At 66.2% G+C, this 18075-nt stretch carries 14 protein-coding genes; 8 read left to right on the top strand and 6 right to left on the bottom strand.

Annotated features, from left to right (window positions below; translation table 11 throughout):
* Positions 1-59: 59 nt before the first annotated feature.
* The 6 genes from hisA (at position 60) to coaA (ending at position 3636) form a co-directional block, all read left to right on the top strand.
* Positions 60-803, top strand: a complete 744-nt coding sequence (hisA, locus tag BBTA_RS00685; RefSeq protein WP_011942664.1) for a 1-(5-phosphoribosyl)-5-[(5-phosphoribosylamino)methylideneamino]imidazole-4-carboxamide isomerase — start codon at positions 60-62, stop codon at positions 801-803.
* Entirely contained in the window at positions 800-1114 is a 315-nt protein-coding gene (locus tag BBTA_RS00680; RefSeq protein WP_011942663.1) for a hypothetical protein, read from the top strand. The genes hisA and BBTA_RS00680 overlap by 4 nt, the downstream gene beginning before the upstream one ends.
* A 64-nt stretch (positions 1115-1178) precedes the next feature.
* Entirely contained in the window at positions 1179-1466 is a 288-nt protein-coding gene (locus tag BBTA_RS00675; RefSeq protein WP_011942662.1) for a hypothetical protein, read from the top strand.
* A complete protein-coding gene (hisF, locus tag BBTA_RS00670; protein ID WP_011942661.1) occupies positions 1466-2242 on the top strand; it encodes an imidazole glycerol phosphate synthase subunit HisF in 777 nt (258 codons plus the stop codon). The genes BBTA_RS00675 and hisF overlap by 1 nt, the downstream gene beginning before the upstream one ends.
* 80 nt (positions 2243-2322) lie before the next feature.
* Entirely contained in the window at positions 2323-2646 is a 324-nt protein-coding gene (locus BBTA_RS00665) for a phosphoribosyl-ATP diphosphatase (protein WP_011942660.1), read from the top strand.
* Positions 2647-2679: 33 nt separating this feature from the next.
* Positions 2680-3636, top strand: a complete 957-nt coding sequence (gene coaA, locus BBTA_RS00660; protein WP_011942659.1) for a type I pantothenate kinase — start codon at positions 2680-2682, stop codon at positions 3634-3636.
* Positions 3637-3974: 338 nt separating this feature from the next.
* On the opposite strand, the gene BBTA_RS00655 is transcribed toward coaA, so the two are convergent.
* The 3 genes from BBTA_RS00655 to BBTA_RS00645 all read right to left on the bottom strand — a co-directional run bounded on the left by BBTA_RS00655 (position 3975) and on the right by BBTA_RS00645 (position 8461).
* A complete protein-coding gene (locus BBTA_RS00655; protein ID WP_011942658.1) occupies positions 3975-6212 on the bottom strand; it encodes an ATP-binding protein in 2238 nt (745 codons plus the stop codon).
* 140 nt (positions 6213-6352) lie between these two features.
* Positions 6353-6820 (bottom strand): hypothetical protein, encoded by a 468-nt coding sequence (locus BBTA_RS00650; RefSeq protein ID WP_041750242.1) that lies wholly within the window; start codon positions 6818-6820, stop codon positions 6353-6355.
* 102 nt (positions 6821-6922) lie between these two features.
* Entirely contained in the window at positions 6923-8461 is a 1539-nt protein-coding gene (locus tag BBTA_RS00645; RefSeq protein ID WP_011942656.1) for a YifB family Mg chelatase-like AAA ATPase, read from the bottom strand.
* Between the two features lie 217 nt (positions 8462-8678).
* Here BBTA_RS00645 and BBTA_RS00640 point away from each other — a divergent pair, with 217 nt between their 5' ends.
* Positions 8679-9746 (top strand): DUF2336 domain-containing protein, encoded by a 1068-nt coding sequence (locus BBTA_RS00640; protein ID WP_011942655.1) that lies wholly within the window; start codon positions 8679-8681, stop codon positions 9744-9746.
* Positions 9747-9763: 17 nt separating this feature from the next.
* Here BBTA_RS00640 and BBTA_RS00635 read toward each other — a convergent pair whose 3' ends face one another.
* From BBTA_RS00635 to BBTA_RS00625, 3 genes are all read right to left on the bottom strand, one after another.
* Positions 9764-10537, bottom strand: coding sequence for an outer membrane lipoprotein carrier protein LolA (locus BBTA_RS00635; protein WP_011942654.1), 774 nt, complete (start codon positions 10535-10537; stop codon positions 9764-9766).
* A gap of 181 nt (positions 10538-10718) precedes the next feature.
* Entirely contained in the window at positions 10719-13196 is a 2478-nt protein-coding gene (locus tag BBTA_RS00630) for a DNA translocase FtsK (protein WP_011942653.1), read from the bottom strand.
* Between the two features lie 11 nt (positions 13197-13207).
* Positions 13208-14422, bottom strand: a complete 1215-nt coding sequence (locus BBTA_RS00625) for an aminotransferase class I/II-fold pyridoxal phosphate-dependent enzyme (protein ID WP_011942652.1) — start codon at positions 14420-14422, stop codon at positions 13208-13210.
* Positions 14423-15500: 1078 nt separating this feature from the next.
* Between BBTA_RS00625 and bamA the strand changes: the two genes are divergently transcribed.
* Positions 15501-18005, top strand: a complete 2505-nt coding sequence (gene bamA / locus BBTA_RS00620) for an outer membrane protein assembly factor BamA (RefSeq protein WP_011942651.1) — start codon at positions 15501-15503, stop codon at positions 18003-18005.
* Positions 18006-18075 lie beyond the last annotated feature (70 nt).

Raw genomic sequence — 18075 nt, 5'->3', positions numbered from 1 at the left:
TTGCAGCGTGCCTGCGCGTCCAGGAGACGGGCAGGGCGCTTGCCTGAAAGACAACTCAGATGATTCTGTTTCCCGCCATCGATCTGAAGAACGGCCAATGCGTGCGCCTGGAGCAGGGCGACATGGCGCGGGCCACCGTCTTCAACCTCGATCCCGCCGCCCAGGCCAAGAGCTTCGCCGACCAGGGCTTTGATTATCTCCACGTCGTCGATCTCGACGGCGCCTTCGCCGGCAAGCCGATGAACGCCCAAGCGGTCGAGGCGATGCTGAAGGTCGTCAAGATGCCGGTGCAGCTTGGCGGCGGCATCCGCGATCTCAAGACCGTGGAGGCCTGGCTCAACAAGGGCATCACCCGCGTCATCATCGGCACCGCTGCCGTGCGCGATCCCGAATTGGTGAAGACGGCGGCGAAAGCCTTTCCCGGCCGCGTCGCAGTCGGGCTCGACGCCCGCGACGGCAAGGTCGCGGTCGAGGGCTGGGCCGAGACCTCCGAGGTCACCGCGCTCGACATCGCCAAGCGATTCGAGGATGCCGGCGTCGCCGCGATCATCTTCACCGACATCGCTCGCGACGGTCTGCTGAAGGGGCTGAACCTCGATGCGACAATCGCGCTCGGCGACGCCGTCTCGATCCCCGTCATCGCCTCCGGCGGCCTCGCCTCGATCGAGGACGTCAAGGCGATGCTGACGCCGCGCGCCCGGAAGCTGGAAGGCGCCATCGCCGGCCGCGCGCTCTATGACGGGCGGCTCGATCCGGCCGAGGCGCTGGCGCTGATCCGCGCGGCGCGCAAGGCCGGAGCATGAAGCTCGAAGACCTCATACGAACCGGATTGTCGCGGATCGACACGATCGCGGTCCGGCGTACTGCGCTCAATCCGGCGCTCTGGCTGGTTGGATTGGTCAGCCCGCTATCCCTGATACTGGCCGCTTTTGTCACTGATCCGTCCGCCCGGACGGTGCTATTCTGTTTCGCTGGAGCTCCGCTCCTGTTCGCGATGATCGGCTATCTGATCTTGCTGTTCAGAGAACCCGATCGGCTTCAATCGAAGAGTACAGAATACAACAGCGAGCCATCAATCTTCTTCATAGGCAGGGTCGCAGCACTGAGATTGTAGAAGTGGCGAACCAGGTGCCGAGGATCGAAACTTCCAAATCTCTGCCGAAGCACGGAGAGAACGAATGAAAAACTTCCTTCTGGTTTTCGACGACGGAAGCGGTTCAGACATCGACCTCAAGAAGTATGTCGAGTCGCTCGACGTTGGTGCAGAAATCTACACCCTCGACGGCCATGTCTGCTTCGTGAAGAGCGACCTGTCAGCTTCCGAGCTATCGAGCCGGCTCTTGAAGTTCGCTGGATCGAGCCTGTTCTTCATCGCGGATATCAGCAATTCTGAATACGAGGGCCGGATGCTGGGCGTCTTCTGGGACTTCCTGAAATCGCGCACTCTCGCATCGGCAGCCGAGTAATGTTCAAGGTCCGTGTCATTCCCTGCCTCGACGTCAAGGACGGACGGGTCGTCAAGGGCGTCAACTTTGTCAATCTGCGCGATGCCGGCGATCCGGTGGAGGCCGCGATCGCCTATGACGCCGCCGGCGCCGACGAGCTCTGCTTCCTCGACATCACCGCCACCCATGAGAACCGCGGCATCATGCTCGACGTCGTCCGGCGCACGGCGGAGGCCTGCTTCATGCCGGTCACGGTTGGCGGCGGCGTGCGCACCATCGACGACATCAAGACCTTGCTGCGCTCCGGCGCCGACAAGGTCTCGATCAATTCGGCCGCCGTGGCGCGGCGCGAGTTCGTGAAGGAGGCCGCCGAGAAGTTCGGCGAGCAGTGCATTGTCGTGGCGATCGACGCCAAGTCGGTGGCGCGGCCGGGCGGCGGCAGTCGGTGGGAGATCTTCACCCATGGCGGGCGCAAATCGACCGGCATCGACGCGCTGGAATATGCCCAGGAGGTGGTTTCGCTGGGGGCCGGCGAGATCCTGCTGACCTCGATGGATCGCGACGGCACGCGGCAGGGTTTTGATATTCCGTTGACGCGGGCGGTTGCCGACAGCGTTCCGGTGCCGGTGATCGCCTCGGGCGGCGTCGGCAATCTGGACCATCTGGTCGACGGCATCCGACAGGGCCGGGCGACCGCGGTGCTGGCCGCCTCGATCTTCCATTTCGGGGAATTTACCATCCGGCAGGCCAAGGAGCACATGGTGCGCCAGGGCCTGCCGATGCGGCTCGATCCCTGACGACATTGCGCCGCAAAAATGTTACATGAACGCTGGTCCGGCCGCCTCCATGGGCGGGCAGGCGTTCCGAGTTCAGGCTGATGTCCCGCTTCACGCTTCACGATCTGGCCGCCATCATCGACGCCCGCGCCGCGGCGGGCGGCGAGGCGTCTTATACGCGCAAGCTGCTCGACAAGGGCCCGGCGCAATGCGCCAAGAAGATGGGCGAGGAGGCGGTGGAGACGGTGATTGCCGCTGTTGGCACCGACCGTGAGCACCTGATCTCCGAAAGCGCCGATCTGCTGTTTCATCTGTTGGTGCTGTTGAAATCGCGCGACGTCCGCCTCGAAGAGGTCGAGGCGGCGCTCGGCAAGCGCACCGGCATGTCGGGGCTAGAAGAAAAGGCGTCGCGCAAGACGGAGTAGGGCGCGACGGCGGGGGAAACGAAGGGCAGCATCATGGATATGCGCACCACCGAACAACAATATAATCCGTACCGCGTCTTCACCCGCCAGCAATGGGCCGAGTTGCGCAACGACACGCCGATGACGCTCGAACCCGGCGAGTTCTCCAAGTTGCGCTCGATGCATGATCGCCTCGATCTCAAGGAGGTCGAGGACATCTACCTGCCGCTGTCGCGGCTGTTGTCGATGTATGTCGATGCCGCACAGCGGCTGTACTACGCGCAGCGTCAGTTTCTCGGCATCCGCGACCGCAAGATGCCCTACATCATCGGCGTCGCCGGCTCGGTGTCGGTCGGCAAGTCCACCACCGCGCGCGTGCTGCAGGCGCTGCTGGCGCGCTGGTCGCCGCGGCCCAAGGTCGATCTCATCACCACCGACGGCTTCCTGTATCCGAATGCGGTGCTGGAGCGGCAGGGCTTGATGCAGAAGAAGGGCTTCCCCGAGAGCTACGACCTGCCGCGGCTGCTCGCCTTCCTCTCCGACATCAAGGCCGGCCGCCATACAGTGCGCGCGCCGGTCTACTCGCATCTCACCTACGACATCGTTCCCAATCAGTGGGTCGAGATCGACCAGCCCGACATCCTGATCGTCGAAGGCGTCAACGTGCTGCAGACCGGGCCGTTGCCGCGCGACGGCAAGGCGGTGCCGGTGGTCTCCGACTTCTTCGACTTCTCCGTCTACATCGATGCCGACGAGGCGGTGTTGCGCAAATGGTATGTGAAGCGCTTCCTGTCATTGCGCGACACCGCGTTCCACGATCCCCGGTCCTACTTCAATCGCTACGCGCTGCTGTCGGACGAGGAAGCCATCGCCACCGCGATCGCGATCTGGGAACGCACCAACCTCGCTAATCTCGAAGACAACATCCTGCCGACACGGCCGCGCGCAACCCTGATCCTGAAGAAGGGCGCCGATCACGAGGTCGAGACGGTGGCGCTGCGGCGGCTGTGAGCTGCGAAGTGCTAAGCGGACTCAAGCGTGAATCGGAGTTCGTGCCCGGCTTGCGCAGTTCTTACCTCTGCCCGCTCTTTGCAGGGAGAGGTCGGATTGCGTAGCGATCCGGGTGAGGGGCATGCCGCACGCGCAGCTCAGATTCCAAGTTCATCGGACGGGCATAGCGGCTCTGGGTGCATGCTAGCTGCCCGAGACATGATCGTTGTCGGAGCCGGATCGTAGAACGGTCGGCTCGCTGCAGAGACTCAGCACCGCCCGTGGAGCTGCCCCTCACCTCGACCCTCTCCCCGCAAGAACGGGGAGAGGGAGCGCACCTCCCATGCGAAGACGAATAACTACGCCGCCACCTGCCGCGCCGCCGCCAGATTGGCCAGCGCTTCATCCAGCTTGTCGCGGTCGATCGGCTTGACCAGGAAGCCGTCCATTCCCGCCTCGAAACAGGCGTAGCGGTCCTCGACCAGGGCATTGGCGGTGAGTGCCAGGATCGGCGTGCGCCGGCCGGGCTCGCTGGCCTCATGGGCGCGAATGCGACGCGTCGCGGCAATGCCATCGAGCCGCGGCATCTGCACGTCCATCAGGATGAGATCATAGGGCGTGCCGGCCGCGCGGGCGGCGAGCCAGGAATCCAGGGCAGCCTCGCCGTGCACGGCGATATCGGCGTGATGGCCGAGCTTGGTCAGCAATGAGCGCATCAGCAGCGCGTTGATATCGTTGTCCTCGGCGACGAGGATCGCCAGCCCGGTGCCCGCCCGCGCCGCGATCGATGGTGCGATGGTCGGAATCGGATGCTCGGCGAATGCCGCTCCTGCGTCCAGGTCGAAGCTGACGCGCGCGGCGAGCGAAGCGGCCCGCAACGGCTTCACCAGATAGCCGTTGAAGGGCGCGGCGGGGGCCAGCTCGTGCCGGCTCGTCGGCGTGACCAGCACGATCAGCCGCGTCGTATGATGGTGTGCAGCCTCGCCCAGACGCCGCGCCGCCTCGCTGCCGATCGCGTCATCGATCAAGACCGCGTGCCAGGCGCGCTCGGGCAGCAGCGCCGCGGCGATCTCGGTCTCGGCGACGAGGCAGGTCTGCGCGCCCCAATTCTGCAGCCGCCTTTCGATCAGCTCGGCCTGCAGGCCGGCCGGGGCGATCAGCATGATCGACTGTCCGGTCAGGTCGGGGCCGCGAAAGCTGTTCTGCTCGCCGCGCTCGAGCGCCGGCGGCAGCGGCACGGACACCTCGAACGTCGAGCCCGCGCCGGGCTGGCTCTGCAGCGCGATGCGTCCGCCCATCCGCTTGACGATGCGGTCGGAGATCGCGAGCCCAAGACCGGTGCCGCCGAAGCTGCGCGCGACGCTGTCGTCGGCCTGCTCGAACTCGCGGAAAATTCGCTCCTGCGCGTCAGCCGCGATGCCGATGCCGGTGTCGCGCACCTGGAAGCTGATCTCGTTCGGCCAGATGCCGGGCTCGGCAATCAGCGCCACGCCGCCTTTGCTCGTGAACTTGATCGCGTTGCCGGCGAGATTGAGCAGCACCTGGCGCAGCCGTGCGGCGTCGCCGGTCACCCAGGTCGGCAGCCGCTCGTCGAGATAGGCCGCGATCTCCAGCTGTTTACCTTGCGCGCGCGGTGCCAGGAGCTCGGTGATCTCCTCGATCAGCGCGGTCAGCGCGAACGGCTGCGCCTCGAGGGCCAGCTTGCCGGCCTCGATTTTGGAATAATCGAGCAGCTCGTTGATCAGCGACATCAGCGCTTCACCCGAGCTGCGGACGGCCTTGGCATAGGTGGTCTGCTCCGGTGTGAGCTGCGTCTCCAGCAGCAGCCCGCTCATGCCGAGGATGCCATTCAACGGTGTGCGGATCTCGTGGCTGGCCATCGCCAGGAAGCGCGACTTGGCGCGGTTCGCCGCATTAGCCTGGTCGCGCGCCTCGGCCAGCGCCCGCTCGGTCTCTGTGCGGTCGGTGACGTCGCGGCCGACACATTGCTGCACGGCCGGATGTCCGGCATCGGAGCGCACGAGCGCCTCGCGCCAAGCGATCCAGCGCGGCCCGATGGCGCTGTCGATCCGCTGGTCGTGGACGCGCGTGCCGCTCGGCTCCAGCGCGCTGTCGCCTTGCTCGAGGAGATCGAAGCTGAACTGGCTGCCGAGCAGGTTTTCGCGATCGAGGCCGGCCATCCGGCAATAGGCGTCGTTGACGAAGATGATCGTGCCGTCGCTCTCGCGCATGACGATCAGGTCGCCTTGTTGCTCGAACAGGCTGCGGGCGCGCTGCTCGGCCTCCTGAAGCTCCCAATTGCGGTCCGCCAGCACCTCGTTGTGAAGCGCGAGCTTGTGCATTTTCTTGCGCATGAAGCGCAGCCGCATGCTGAGCGTCGCGAGCCCGACGCAGGCGAGCGCAAACAGAAAGCTCGCGCCGATCGCGAAGGCGTGCGGGTTGTAGCCGGAGGTCTCGGACAGGCTGGCCTTGATGAAGCCATAGGCGCCGCCGAACCCGGCCATGAAGATCATTGCCGAACGCAGGATCGTAAACAGCGTGTGATGGCGGCGTGTGAACCGGCGCAGCCGCAGCCTGATGCGAAAACTCGCTCCCATCATCTCGCTCACTCCCGAAATCATCAATTCCAATATGACGGCCGGCCCGCACCATGCGGCGTCGGTCTTGCTGAGACTTTGAAACGATCCTGCACGGATCGTCGGCCGTGCAGAGATGGTGAACCGGGCGTTAGCCCGGCTCACGGCAGCGCATTCGCCGGCGCAACGTCGTGATGGTGAGCGGCCATGACCGACGCGACGGCCTGTCGCGCCGTGTCATGGCTGGAGCGACCATGAATGCGGTCATCCGTGCGGCCGTCCGTCGCACCTTCTCTGGCGAGATCGATGCGCGGTGTGTCGGCCGGCGCCTCGGCCGCGATCGCGACCGCCTGGATCGCGGCGGTCACGCTGCAGCCTTGATCGGCCTGGACGGTCGAATGGTCGACGACGACAAGATCGACCGCCTGCGGATCGTCGCGGAGTGTCACGCGGGCGGGATCGTCAGCCGAGTCGCCATGAAAATCGGCGTGAAACGGCTGGGTATCGAGCGCGATGCTGTCGGCTCCCTCCGCCATGCAGGGCGGCATCGCCGGCGCGAATTCGAATCTCACCATGAGCGCGGCCGCGATCAGTGACGCAGCCGCAACGACGAGCTTGATACGCAACATGACACGCACCGACACGGAAGGCCTGATCACGGACAAGGCGAGCCTTATGGTTGCCGGAGCGTAAAGAGAAATCGTTACCAGGAGGTTGAGGTGGGATGGCGCTCACGCCGCATGCCGGCTGTCCTCCGCCAGCGCGCGGTACGACAGCGCCTCCGCCAGATGCAGCCGGCCGATAGTGTCGGCGTGATCGAGATCGGCCAGCGTTCGCGCCACCCGCAGCACGCGGTGATAGCCGCGCGCCGACAGGCGCATCGTTTCGGCAGCCTCGCGCAGCAGTTTCTGGCCGGGCGGATCGAGTTTGGCGATATCGTCGAGCACTGCGGCCGGCGCCTCGGCATTGGTCCTGACATGCGGCAGGCCGGCCTTGGCGTAGCGCGCGCGCTGCAGGTCGCGCGCGGCGGCGACGCGGGCGGCGACCTCGGCGGAGCCTTCCTTCGAGGGCGGCAGGATCAGGTCGGCGGCAGTCACCGCGGGCACCTCGATCCGCAAATCGATGCGGTCCATCAGCGGGCCGGAGATGCGCATCTGATAGTCTGACGTGCAGCGGTCGATGCGGCCGCGCTTGCAGGCATAACCGGGCTCGAAGGCGTTGCCGCAGCGGCACGGATTCATCGCCGCCACCAGCATGAAGCGGGCAGGGTAGGTGACGCGGTGGTTGGCGCGCGAGATCGAGACCTCGCCATTCTCCAGCGGCTGGCGCAGCGAATCCAGCACGCGCGGATCGAACTCCGGCAGCTCGTCGAGAAACAGCACGCCCTGATGCGCCAGCGAGATCTCCCCTGGACGGGCGCGCAGGCCGCCGCCCGTGAGCGCCGCCATGCTGGCCGAATGATGCGGGCTGCGGAACGGCCGCCGGTTGGTCAACGCGCCGCCCTCGATCTCGCCGGCGACGGAGGCGATCATCGAGACTTCGAGCAGCTCGGCCGGCGACAGCGGCGGCAGGATCGAGGGCAGCCGCGCCGCCAGCATCGACTTGCCGGCGCCGGGAGACCCGATCATCAGCAAATGATGGCCGCCGGCGGCGGCGATCTCGAGCGCGCGCTTGCCGCTCTCCTGGCCCTTGATGTCGCGCAGATCGAGCAGGCTCGCCGGCGCCTCCTGGATCTTTGGCTGCGGCCGCGACAGCACCTGCGTGCCCTTGAAATGGTTGGCGATCTGGATCAGCGACGTCGCCGCGATGATCTGCAGGTCCGGGCTCGCCCAGGCCGCCTCCGCGCCGCAGGCGGCCGGGCAGATCAGGCCCTCCTCGCGTGCATTGGCGCCGATCGCGGCGGGGAGCACGCCGGCCACCGGCGCGATCGAGCCGTCGAGGCCGAGCTCGCCGAGAACGGTGAAGCCATTGAGTGCATCCGGCGGAATGGCGCCGATCGCCGCCATCAGGCCGAGCGCGATCGGCAGATCGTAATGGCTGCCTTCCTTGGGCACGTCGGCCGGCGCCAGATTGACGGTGATGCGCCGCGCCGGCAGCGCCAGGCCTGAGGCGATCAGCGCCGAGCGCACCCGTTCGCGCGCCTCCGACACCGCCTTGTCGGGCAAGCCGACGATCGCAAACGCCGGCAGGCCGGGGGCAACCTGGACCTGCACGTCGACCGCGCGGGCCTCGATGCCCTCGAAAGCGACGGTGGAAACGCGCTGGACCATGATGCCCTCCCGCGCGCAACGGTATCTGAAGCGGGCGGGGTTCGCAAGAACAATGCAAGAACATTGTCATCAAGGGCGCGTCGAAGGCTGTTAAGGACGCTGAGAGCCCTCCGTAGTTCCCCGGAACTGGCTTAACGCGGCTTTAGGCCGGTGCTCGCATTCTTCCGCATCTGATGATCGCGCCCCGTGTGACGGGCGCCGGAATGAGAGATGTGCGATGCCTCCAGCGCCTTCGGCCGCTCCCGTCAAGATGCCTCCAAGTGAGGCGCGGACGGTGTCCGAGCTCGCCACGGACATGCTGCGCCGGACCACGGCCCTGTTTCTCGCCGGACCGCGGCCGGCGTCGGCCGAGCAGCTCGATCTCTATGACCAGATGTTCGCCCGCCTGATGCCGCAGGTCGCCACCGATCTCTTGGCCGAGCTCAGCATGGCCTTGGCCGGCGTGGAGCGCGCGCCCTATGCCACTGCGCGTTTGCTCGCCGTGCATCCGGAATTGCGTGTCGCCGGGCCGATGCTGGCCAAGGCAGCCGCGCTCACGGAACGTGACCTTGCGGAGTTCATTCGCAGCTCCAGCCCGGCGCATCTCGTTGCGATCGCCAGCCGCAGGGGCATCGGCGACAGCCTGACGAACCAGCTGATTGCCCGCGGCTTTCCGGCGGTGCGCATGGCGCTGGTGCAGAATCTCACGGCGCGGCTGTCCGAGGATGGCTATCGCAGCCTGTTCAAGATCGCCGAGCGCGACGAGGACCTCGCCGAAAAGCTGGCGCTGCGCACCGACCTGCCAGCCAAGCTGTCGCGCGCCTTCGTCGCGGCGGCCAGCGAGGGCGCGCGCGCCCGCTTCATCAAGGCAGCGCCGCCCGCGACGCGCGCCACCTTGCAAGCCACGCCGACGAGGACCGCCGGTGCCGCGATGCGCGCAATGTGGGACTATGAGCAGGTCAAGACCGAGGTCGCCGCCCTCAATCGCAGCGGCAAGCTGAGCGATTCCGCCGTCAACCGGTTCTGCGTGACCGGCGATTTTCCGGCGGTCATCGCCGCGCTGGCGCTGCTCTGCGTCGTGTCCATCCAGGTGATCGAAGCGCTGATGGAGGACGACCGCGTCACTGATCTGGTGCTGGCCTGCAAGGCGGCGCGACTGAGCTGGCCGACCACGGCGATGATCCTGCGCGCGCGTCCCGGCTGCGACACGATCCCGGCCGACGATCTCGAGGAGGCGCGCAAGCGCTTCGAGAAGCTCGTGCTGTCAGAGGCGCAGTGGAAGGTCCGAGGGCTCGAGGCGGGCTGATCGGACGGCCGGATGCATCAACCCGGCGGCGTGCTCGGATAGGTCGTGAAGTCGATCTTGAACATCGCCGGATCAAGCTTCTTGGTCGTATCGAGATTGTAGACGGCGATCGTCGTGTCGTAGCCCTGCGGATCGGTCACGGTCCACTGTTTGAGCTGGCCGTCCTTGGCGCCGAGCATCAGCATCAGCCGGCTGGTGCCGATCAGCGCCTGCTTCTCCTCGATCGTGATCGTGACATAGAGGTCGTCGGAGGCGACCGCGATCACATTGGTGTCCTTGAGCAGGTCGATCCGGTCGGACAGCAGATAGCGCAGCGGCGTCTGCGACAGCGGGTAGACGTCCTGGGTCGCGAGCTTGCGGTCGCGCACGACCAGCGATGAGCCGTCGGCGATGATGTCGATCGGCGTCGGCGGATCATATTCGAAGCGCACCTTGCCGGGCTTCTGGATGTAGAAATCACCCTTGGTCTTGCTGCCGTCCGGGCCGACCTGGACGAAGTTGCCGACCAGCGTCTGCAATGACGACAGATAGGCGCTCACCTTTCCCGCGATCGCCTTCTGATTGGCGTCGAACGAGGTGAAGATGCTGGCCGGCACGTTGCGCCGGGGATCCGGAATGATCGGATTGGGCGGCGTGGTCTGGGTGGTCGCAGGGCCCTGTCCGCCACGCTGCTGGTCGGAGGCGCTGAGCTGGGCGCCGCCCTTGGGGCCCGATTTGGGCGCCGGCGTGGTCTGGGCGGCCGCATGGCCGGCGGCAAGGGTCAGGACACAGGTCGCCACGGCCGCGACCATCCCAGCCGGAATACGGCGTCCGTGCAGCGGCGCTGGAAGCGAAAACAGGCGGTTCAACAAGGGGCTTTTCAAAACGACGTCCTGAGTTTTACGCGTTCTATCTTGGTTCGGTCGGGCAGCGTGATCGTAATTGCGTGAAGATACGACACGGAAACGGCAGATCTGGGACCAAAGCGGGCGGTCAGAACCCGCCTTCTTCCTCGGGCACCAGGATCTCGCGCTTGCCGGCATGGTTGGCCTGGCCGACGATGCCTTCCTGTTCCATCCGCTCCATCAGCGAAGCGGCCTTGTTATAGCCGATCTGCAGCCGCCGTTGAATGTAGCTGGTCGAGGCCTTGCGGTCGCGTTTGACCACGGCAACGGCTTGCGCGAACAGGTCGTCGCCCCCGCCACCACCGCCCATGCCGGTGGCGTCGAAGACGGTGCCGTCCTCCTCGCTCGGTTCCTCGGCCGTGACCGCCTCGAGATATTCCGGCGAGCCCTGCGCCTTCAGGTGCCTGACGACCTTCTCGACCTCCTCGTCGGAGCAGAACGGGCCGTGCACGCGGCTGATGCGGCCGCCGCCGGCCATATACAGCATGTCGCCCTGGCCGAGCAGCTGCTCGGCGCCCATCTCGCCGAGGATGGTGCGGCTGTCGATCTTGGACGTCACCTGGAAGGAGATGCGGGTTGGAAAGTTGGCCTTGATGGTGCCGGTGATGACGTCGACCGACGGCCGTTGCGTCGCCAGGATCACGTGCAGGCCGGCGGCGCGCGCCATCTGGGCGAGGCGCTGCACCGTGCCCTCGATGTCCTTGCCCGCGACCATCATCAGGTCGGCCATTTCGTCGACGATGATGACGATGTAGGGCAGGGGATCGAGGTCGAGCTTCTCCTCCTCGTAGATCGCCTTGCCGGTCTCCTTGTCGAAGCCGGTGTGGACGGTGCGCGTCAGCTCCTCGCCCTTGTTGCGGGCTTCCGCAAGGCGGGCGTTGTAGCCGTCGATGTTGCGCACGCCGAGCTTGGCCATCTTCTTGTAGCGTTCCTCCATCTCGCGCACGGCCCATTTCAGCGCGACGACGGCCTTTTTCGGGTCGGTCACGACCGGCGTGAGCAAATGCGGGATGCCGTCATAGACGGAGAGTTCGAGCATCTTCGGATCGACCATGATCAGCCGGCACTGGTCAGGCCGCAGGCGATAGACCAGGCTCAGGATCATGGTGTTGATCGCGACCGACTTGCCCGAACCGGTGGTACCGGCGATCAGCATATGCGGGGTGCGGGCGAGATCGATGATGATGGAATCGCCGCCGATGTTCTTGCCGAGGCAGAGCGGCAGCTTGGCGACGCTCTCGGTCGCCTCCTTGGCGACCAGGAGCTCGCGCAGATAGACCTTCTCGCGATGCGCGTTGGGCAGCTCGATGCCGATGGCGTTGCGGCCGGGCACGACCGCGACCCGTGCCGACAGCGCGCTCATCGAGCGGGCGATGTCGTCGGCGAGGCCGATCACGCGCGACGATTTGATACCGGGCGCCGGCTCCAGTTCGTACAGGGTGACGACGGGACCGGGATGCGCCTTGACGATTTCGCCGCGGACGCCGAAATCCTGCAGCACGCCTTCCAGCGCGCGCGAATTGGCCTCGAGCTCGCTCTTGGACAGCGGCTGGCGGTCGGAGGATTTGGGCGCGGCCAGCATCGAGACCGAGGGCAGCTCGTATTTGTCGCTGGACTTCTTCGTCGGCGCTTTCGCCGCCGGCTTCTTGCGCGCTTTCGGGGCCGGCTCCTCCTCTTCTTCCTCTTCCTCCTCCTCGCCGGCCTCTTCCTCCTCGTCGTCCTCTTCGGTCATCTCGGGCGCGAGCGTCGGCTTCTTCTGACCGCGGACCAGGCTCGGCTCCTGCCGGCCGGAGGCGGCGCTGCGCGGCTGCGGGCCTGACGACACCAGCGCGCGATAGGCCGTGCTGAGGAACCAGCCGATCTGCGCCTTCGCGCTCATGATGGCGTGAAATACCCAGCCGAGCCGGATCGCCTTGCGGTCGTCGTCATCCTCGGCCTCGGACAGCGGCGTGTCGTCCTCCTCGTCCGCCGCGAGGTTCGGATCAGCTTCCTTCGCGCCCATGCCGCCGGCGACCAGCAGGCAGCCGATCATGGCGATCAGCAGCAGGCTGCCGAGCACCAGCCGGTAGATCAGGCCCGGCGGACCGAACACCACCGCTGGCGCGCGCACCAGGGCATCGCCGACCACGCCGCCGAGTCCGGTCGGCAGCGGCCAGGCATGCGAGCGCGGCCAGCAACTGGCGAAGCCGGCGGCGATGGCGGCCCCGAGCACCCAGGCGCCGAAGCGCAGCGCCTCGCGGTCGAACGGCCGGTGCGTCATCATGCGCCAGCCGCGGATCGCGATCGGCAGGATCGCCATGATCGAGCCGAGGCCGAGGATCTGCATCAGCAGATCGGCGCCGATCGCGCCGGGATAGCCGACGATGTTGCGGATCGCGCGCGAGGTCGCGTGGCTGAGACTCGGGTCCTGCACCGACCAGGTCATCAGCGCCGCGGCGGCGACGCCGCACAGCGCGATCAGGCCGAGGCCCGCGAGTTCGCGCAGCCGCCGCACCAGCGCGTCGCGCAGCGACGTCGGCAGGTGATTGACCAGGGGAATGACTCGTTCGATCGCCGGCATCCGCATCAGCCCCGCGTCTACCTGAGGACCTCGACCAGCCGGTGCAGCGCCTCACCGGTTGACGAGGCGTCGGCCACCAGCGCCAGCCGGATATAGCCGAGCCCCGGATTGAAGCCGTCGGCCTGCGGTCGTGCCAGATAGCTGCCGGGCACCACGCGCACTCCGGCGTCACGATACAGTCTCACCGTGACGTCCTCGTCGCCGCCGCGCTCCGTGACGTCGAGCCAGACGCAGAAGCCGCCATCGGGCCGTTGATAGCCGTAGCGGTTGCCGATGATCTGGTCGGCGAGATCGAACTTGGCGCGGTACAGCCGCCGGTTCTCCTCGACATGCGCCTCGTCGCCATAGGCGGCGACCGCGACGTGCTGCAGCGGCACCGGCACCTGCGGCGCGGCGACGTTGCGCAGCTCATGGAAGGCGGCAAGGAAACGGCGGTCGCCGGAGGCGAAGCCGATGCGCATGCCCGGTACGTTGGAGCGCTTCGACAGCGATTGGAAGGCGACGACGTTCTGATAGTCGGGCCCGGCGTGCTCGAGCATGCTGCCCGGCGCCTGCCTCGTATAGATTTCCGAATAGCACTCGTCGCTGAAGATCAGGAAGCCCCAGCGGTTGGCGAGCTGGACCAGCTTGCGCATATAGTCAGCACTCGCCACTGATCCTTGCGGATTGGCAGGCGTCGCGATGTAGACCGCGACGGTGCGCGCCAGGGTCGCCTCGTCGATCGCATCGAGGTCGGGCAGGAAGCCGTTGTCGCGCGTCGTCGGCAGGTAGATGGAGTCGCAGCCGGCGGTGCGGGCGCCGACGCCGTACACCGGATAGAACGGGTTCGGCATCAGGATGGCAGGCTTGCCACGGCGCGGGCCGACATGGCGAAGCGCGGCATGCGCGGCGAAGAACAAGCCCTCGCGGCTGCCGTTCAGAACCAGGATCTCGTGCTCCGGATCGATCGCGCGCGGCAGCGCGAATCGGCGCGCCAGCCAGCCTGCGGCGGCCTTGCGAAATGGTTCGATGCCCTTGGCCGCCGGGTAGCGGCCGAAATCGGCGATGTGCTGCGCCAGCACCGGCCCGACAAAGCCGGGAACAGGATGCTGCGGCTCGCCGACCGCGAGCGTAATCATGGGCTTGCCCGGAGAATAGGGCGCGAGCAGCTCGTTCAGCCGCGCAAACGGCGAGCGTTCGCTCTCCGAATGGCTGGCGCCAGCGGGCGCGGGGGATGAAGCGGTCATTGCCATACGTAAAACGCGCGCCAAACCAGTGGAAGCCGCCGATCGCCCATGAACCGGTGCCTTTGTGGTCACCATAGGTGGGGCGAGGTTAAGACGCGATTAACCATCGGCGCTGCCGTCCGTTTTGATCGTTTTTCGGGGCACGATCCAGAGGCAATTTCGCAACAGCGGCGGACATTGTGGTGATTCGCGACAGGCCCCGGAACCTTTGGCGGACGGGCGGTTCGCAATCGCGTGTGGCGAAGGCCCGAGTCCCGGGGCGGGCAGCAGATGGTTTCGCCCCGCCGGGGGCCTCATGTTTCGAGACGCAGCGCTCCTCACCCAACGAGGCCTCCACGACGGGCGCCGCGAACGGACGTCGGAGATCGCGCTGCTCGTCACACGGGACCGGCTTAGAAGGTTGCCGCGCGGCGGCCGGCGGGCACCCTGGCGGTCGCTGACGCCGAACTCCTGCGGCAGCTTGGACTCCCGCGCTTGGATGTCATGCCATCCGAGCGGGCTCGATTCCCTGTCGCCGTCACGCCGCAGCCTTCACCGCGCCGAGCGGCCTCAGCTGCAGCGTGAGCCGCGCACGGCTCGACGAACGGCTCATCCGCCGCCAGTCCGTCGCCGATCGATTAGCTTGTTGAGGAGAAATGGGCGGCCCGGTGCGCCGGAATAAGTCTGGGAATCTGTACGCACCGGGCCTTGGCCGAACTACTTGGGGGCTTAGTTCGGATGGTCTTCGATTAGCACGGTCGTTTTTCCGGCGTATTGCCGGTGTTCGAAGATTTGTAGAATTTGATGTCGGAACGCGCAGAATGCGGCGGGGGCTGGCCAATTGCTTAACGGAGATGTCCGCGCCGGTTGTGGCTTCCCGGTCGCAAGGTGCAGACCGCACATAACTACATGCTGACCGGCTTTGGCGCACCGCGCGGCGCTCGATCATTTCCGATCGGAAACACTCAGCCACATCGCGCATCAATCGACATTTCGCGAAACGAGATCGGCGCATCTCGACCATCATTGACGGGCATCACCGATTCCCATGGGCGAGCCGTGCCTTGCGGCGCGCCGAGGACTCTGACTTTTCGAAAGAGCGTCGATGATGCGTCTGAGACTGCCGGGCGTGCTTGCCCTGATGCTGCTGGCCCTGCCCGTGACGACGTTGCCCCGGATGGTGGCGGCCGCGCCTGCCGCCTCTGCCACCTCGATCACGGTCGAGGGCAACCGGCGTGTCGAAGCCGATACGATCCGCTCCTACTTCAAGCCGGGGCCATCCGGTGCGCTCGATGCCGCCCAGGTCGACGACGGCCTCAAGGCGCTGGTCGAGACCGGCTTGTTCGCCGATGTGAAGATCGATCGCCAGGGCGGCCGGCTGATCGTGCGCGTGGTCGAGAACCCGGTGATCGGCCGCGTAGCCTTCGAGGGCAACAAGAAGGTCAAGGACGAGCAGCTCCAGGCCGAGGTGCAGTCGAAGCCGCGCGGCACGCTGTCGCGTCCCATGGTGCAGTCGGACGCGCAACGCATCGCCGAGATCTACCGCCGTTCGGGCCGCTATGACGTGCGCGTCACGCCTGAGATCATCGAGCAGCCCAATAACCGCGTCGACCTCGTGTTCACGGTGGTGGAGGGCGTAAAGACCGGGGTGAAGTCGATCACCTTCGTCGGCAACAACGCCTATTCGGCTGCCCGGCTGCGCGACGTGATCAAGACCCATGAATCCAACTGGCTCAGCTTCCTCGGCAACAACGACGTCTACGACCCCGACCGCGTCGAGGCCGACCGCGACCTCATCCGCCGCTTCTATCTCAAGAACGGCTATGCCGATGTTCAGGTCGTCGCGGCCCTGACCGAATATGATCCCGAGCAGAAGGGTTTTCTGGTCACGTTCAAGATCGACGAAGGCCAGCAATATCGCGTCGGCTCGGTCGACTTCCAATCGACCATCGCGGCCCTGGACGCCAATGCGCTGCGTACTTATTCGCGGGTCAATGTCGGCGCGCTCTACAATGTCGAGCAGCTCGAAAAATCGGTCGAGGAGATGCAGATCGAGGCCTCCCGCCGCGGCTTCGCCTTTGCTGTGGTCCGGCCGCGCGGCGACCGCAACCTCGAAGCGCACACCGTCGCGATCGTGTTCCAGGTCGACGAAGGGCCGCGCACCTATATCGAGCGCATCACCATCCGCGGCAACACGCGCACGCGGGATTATGTGATCCGGCGCGAGTTCGACATTTCGGAGGGCGACGCCTACAACCGCGCGCTGGTCGATCGGGCCGAGCGACGGTTGAAGAACCTGGACTTCTTCAAGGACGTGAAGATCACCACCGAGCCCGGCTCCTCGAGCGACCGCGTGATCCTGGTGGTCGGCCTGGAGGAGAAGTCGACCGGCGACTTCTCGATCTCCGGCGGCTATTCGACCACCGACGGCGCGCTCGCCGAGGTGTCGATCTCCGAGCGCAACTTCCTCGGCCGCGGCCTCTATGCCAAAGCCTCCGTGAGCTATGGGCAATATACCCGCGGCGTGGCGCTGTCCTTTGTGGAGCCCTACCTGCTGGACTACCGCGTCGCGCTCGGCCTAGATATTTCCTACCGTCAGCAGCTCGCCAACAGCTACACCAGCTACGGCACGAGGACGGTCGGCTTCAGCCCGCGACTCGGCTTCCAGCTGCGCGAGGACACGTCGCTGCAGCTGCGCTATTCGCTGTACCGGCAGGAGATCACGCTGCCGTCCTATCTGGCGAACTGTAACAACAACTCCGCCAACGGCCTGCTCGCCTTCAATCCGACTCCGGCCTATATCCAGAGCGTGCTCGGCGGCGTCGACCCGACCAATTCGACCAGTTCGGGCGTCTATGGCTATGGCTGCTACGGCGACGGCGAATCGAGCCTGGCGGTGCGCAAGGAGCTGAACGACGGCGCGGCGCTGACCTCGGCGCTCGGCTACACGCTGACCTACAACACGCTCGACAACACCAAGAACCCGACCGACGGTCTCCTGATCGACTGGCGCCAGGATTTCGCCGGTGTCGGCGGCAATGTCAGCTATCTGAAGTCGGCCGTCGACGCGAAATATTTCACGCCCTTGGTCTCCGACATCGTCAGCGTCATCCATCTGCAGGGCGGCGTCCTGAACAAGATCGGCGACAAGGACCTGCGCATGCTCGACCATTATCAGATGGGCCCGACGCTGGTCCGCGGCTTCGCCTCCAACGGCATCGGTCCGCGCGACATCACCTATCGCAGCCTCGGCGCGACCGGCGACGCGCTCGGCGGCACCAGATATTGGGGCGCCTCGGCCGAGCTGCAGATGCCGTTCTGGTTCCTGCCCAAGGAAGTCGGCCTGAAGGGCTCCGTCTATGCCGATGCCGGTTCGCTGTGGGGCTATCAGGGCCCGACCTCCTGGGCCGCCACCGGCGAGGTCAACACCGCCGCCTGCAAATGCGCGATGCAGTACGACGACAGCAAGGTCGTCCGCTCCTCGGTCGGCGTCGGCCTGATCTGGGCCTCCCCGTTCGGCCCGCTGCGCTTCGACTACGCGGTGCCGCTGTCCAAGGGCAAATACGACGTCGTCCAGGAGTTCAGGTTCGGCGGCGGCACGTCGTTCTGAGGCGGGGGGCCGGTCGCTTGAGCCCGGCTCGCCCAAGATCTTCGTCGTCATCCCCCGGGGGTGCGCAGCA

Origin of the sequence: Bradyrhizobium sp. BTAi1 (assembly GCF_000015165.1) — a bacterium.
In the GTDB taxonomy this organism is placed as follows: domain Bacteria; phylum Pseudomonadota; class Alphaproteobacteria; order Rhizobiales; family Xanthobacteraceae; genus Bradyrhizobium; species Bradyrhizobium denitrificans.
The sequence above is the reverse complement of the archived record's forward strand: the minus strand, read 5'-3'. Positions and strand labels throughout refer to the sequence as shown.

Excerpts from the sequence above, each read along its gene's own strand:
- coaA (WP_011942659.1), top strand. The coding sequence starts at position 2,680 with ATGGATATGCGCACCACCGAACAACAATATAATCCGTACCGCGTCTTC.
- BBTA_RS00625 (WP_011942652.1), bottom strand. The coding sequence starts at position 14,422 with ATGGCAATGACCGCTTCATCCCCCGCGCCCGCTGGCGCCAGCCATTCG.
- BBTA_RS00675 (WP_011942662.1), top strand. The coding sequence starts at position 1,179 with ATGAAAAACTTCCTTCTGGTTTTCGACGACGGAAGCGGTTCAGACATC.
- bamA (WP_011942651.1), top strand. The coding sequence starts at position 15,501 with ATGATGCGTCTGAGACTGCCGGGCGTGCTTGCCCTGATGCTGCTGGCC.
- BBTA_RS00680 (WP_011942663.1), top strand. The coding sequence starts at position 800 with ATGAAGCTCGAAGACCTCATACGAACCGGATTGTCGCGGATCGACACG.
- BBTA_RS00665 (WP_011942660.1), top strand. The coding sequence starts at position 2,323 with ATGTCCCGCTTCACGCTTCACGATCTGGCCGCCATCATCGACGCCCGC.
- hisA (WP_011942664.1), top strand. The coding sequence starts at position 60 with ATGATTCTGTTTCCCGCCATCGATCTGAAGAACGGCCAATGCGTGCGC.
- BBTA_RS00635 (WP_011942654.1), bottom strand. The coding sequence starts at position 10,537 with ATGGTCGCGGCCGTGGCGACCTGTGTCCTGACCCTTGCCGCCGGCCAT.
- BBTA_RS00645 (WP_011942656.1), bottom strand. The coding sequence starts at position 8,461 with ATGGTCCAGCGCGTTTCCACCGTCGCTTTCGAGGGCATCGAGGCCCGC.
- BBTA_RS00650 (WP_041750242.1), bottom strand. The coding sequence starts at position 6,820 with ATGTTGCGTATCAAGCTCGTCGTTGCGGCTGCGTCACTGATCGCGGCC.
- BBTA_RS00655 (WP_011942658.1), bottom strand. The coding sequence starts at position 6,212 with ATGGGAGCGAGTTTTCGCATCAGGCTGCGGCTGCGCCGGTTCACACGC.
- BBTA_RS00630 (WP_011942653.1), bottom strand. The coding sequence starts at position 13,196 with ATGCGGATGCCGGCGATCGAACGAGTCATTCCCCTGGTCAATCACCTG.
- BBTA_RS00640 (WP_011942655.1), top strand. The coding sequence starts at position 8,679 with ATGCCTCCAGCGCCTTCGGCCGCTCCCGTCAAGATGCCTCCAAGTGAG.
- hisF (WP_011942661.1), top strand. The coding sequence starts at position 1,466 with ATGTTCAAGGTCCGTGTCATTCCCTGCCTCGACGTCAAGGACGGACGG.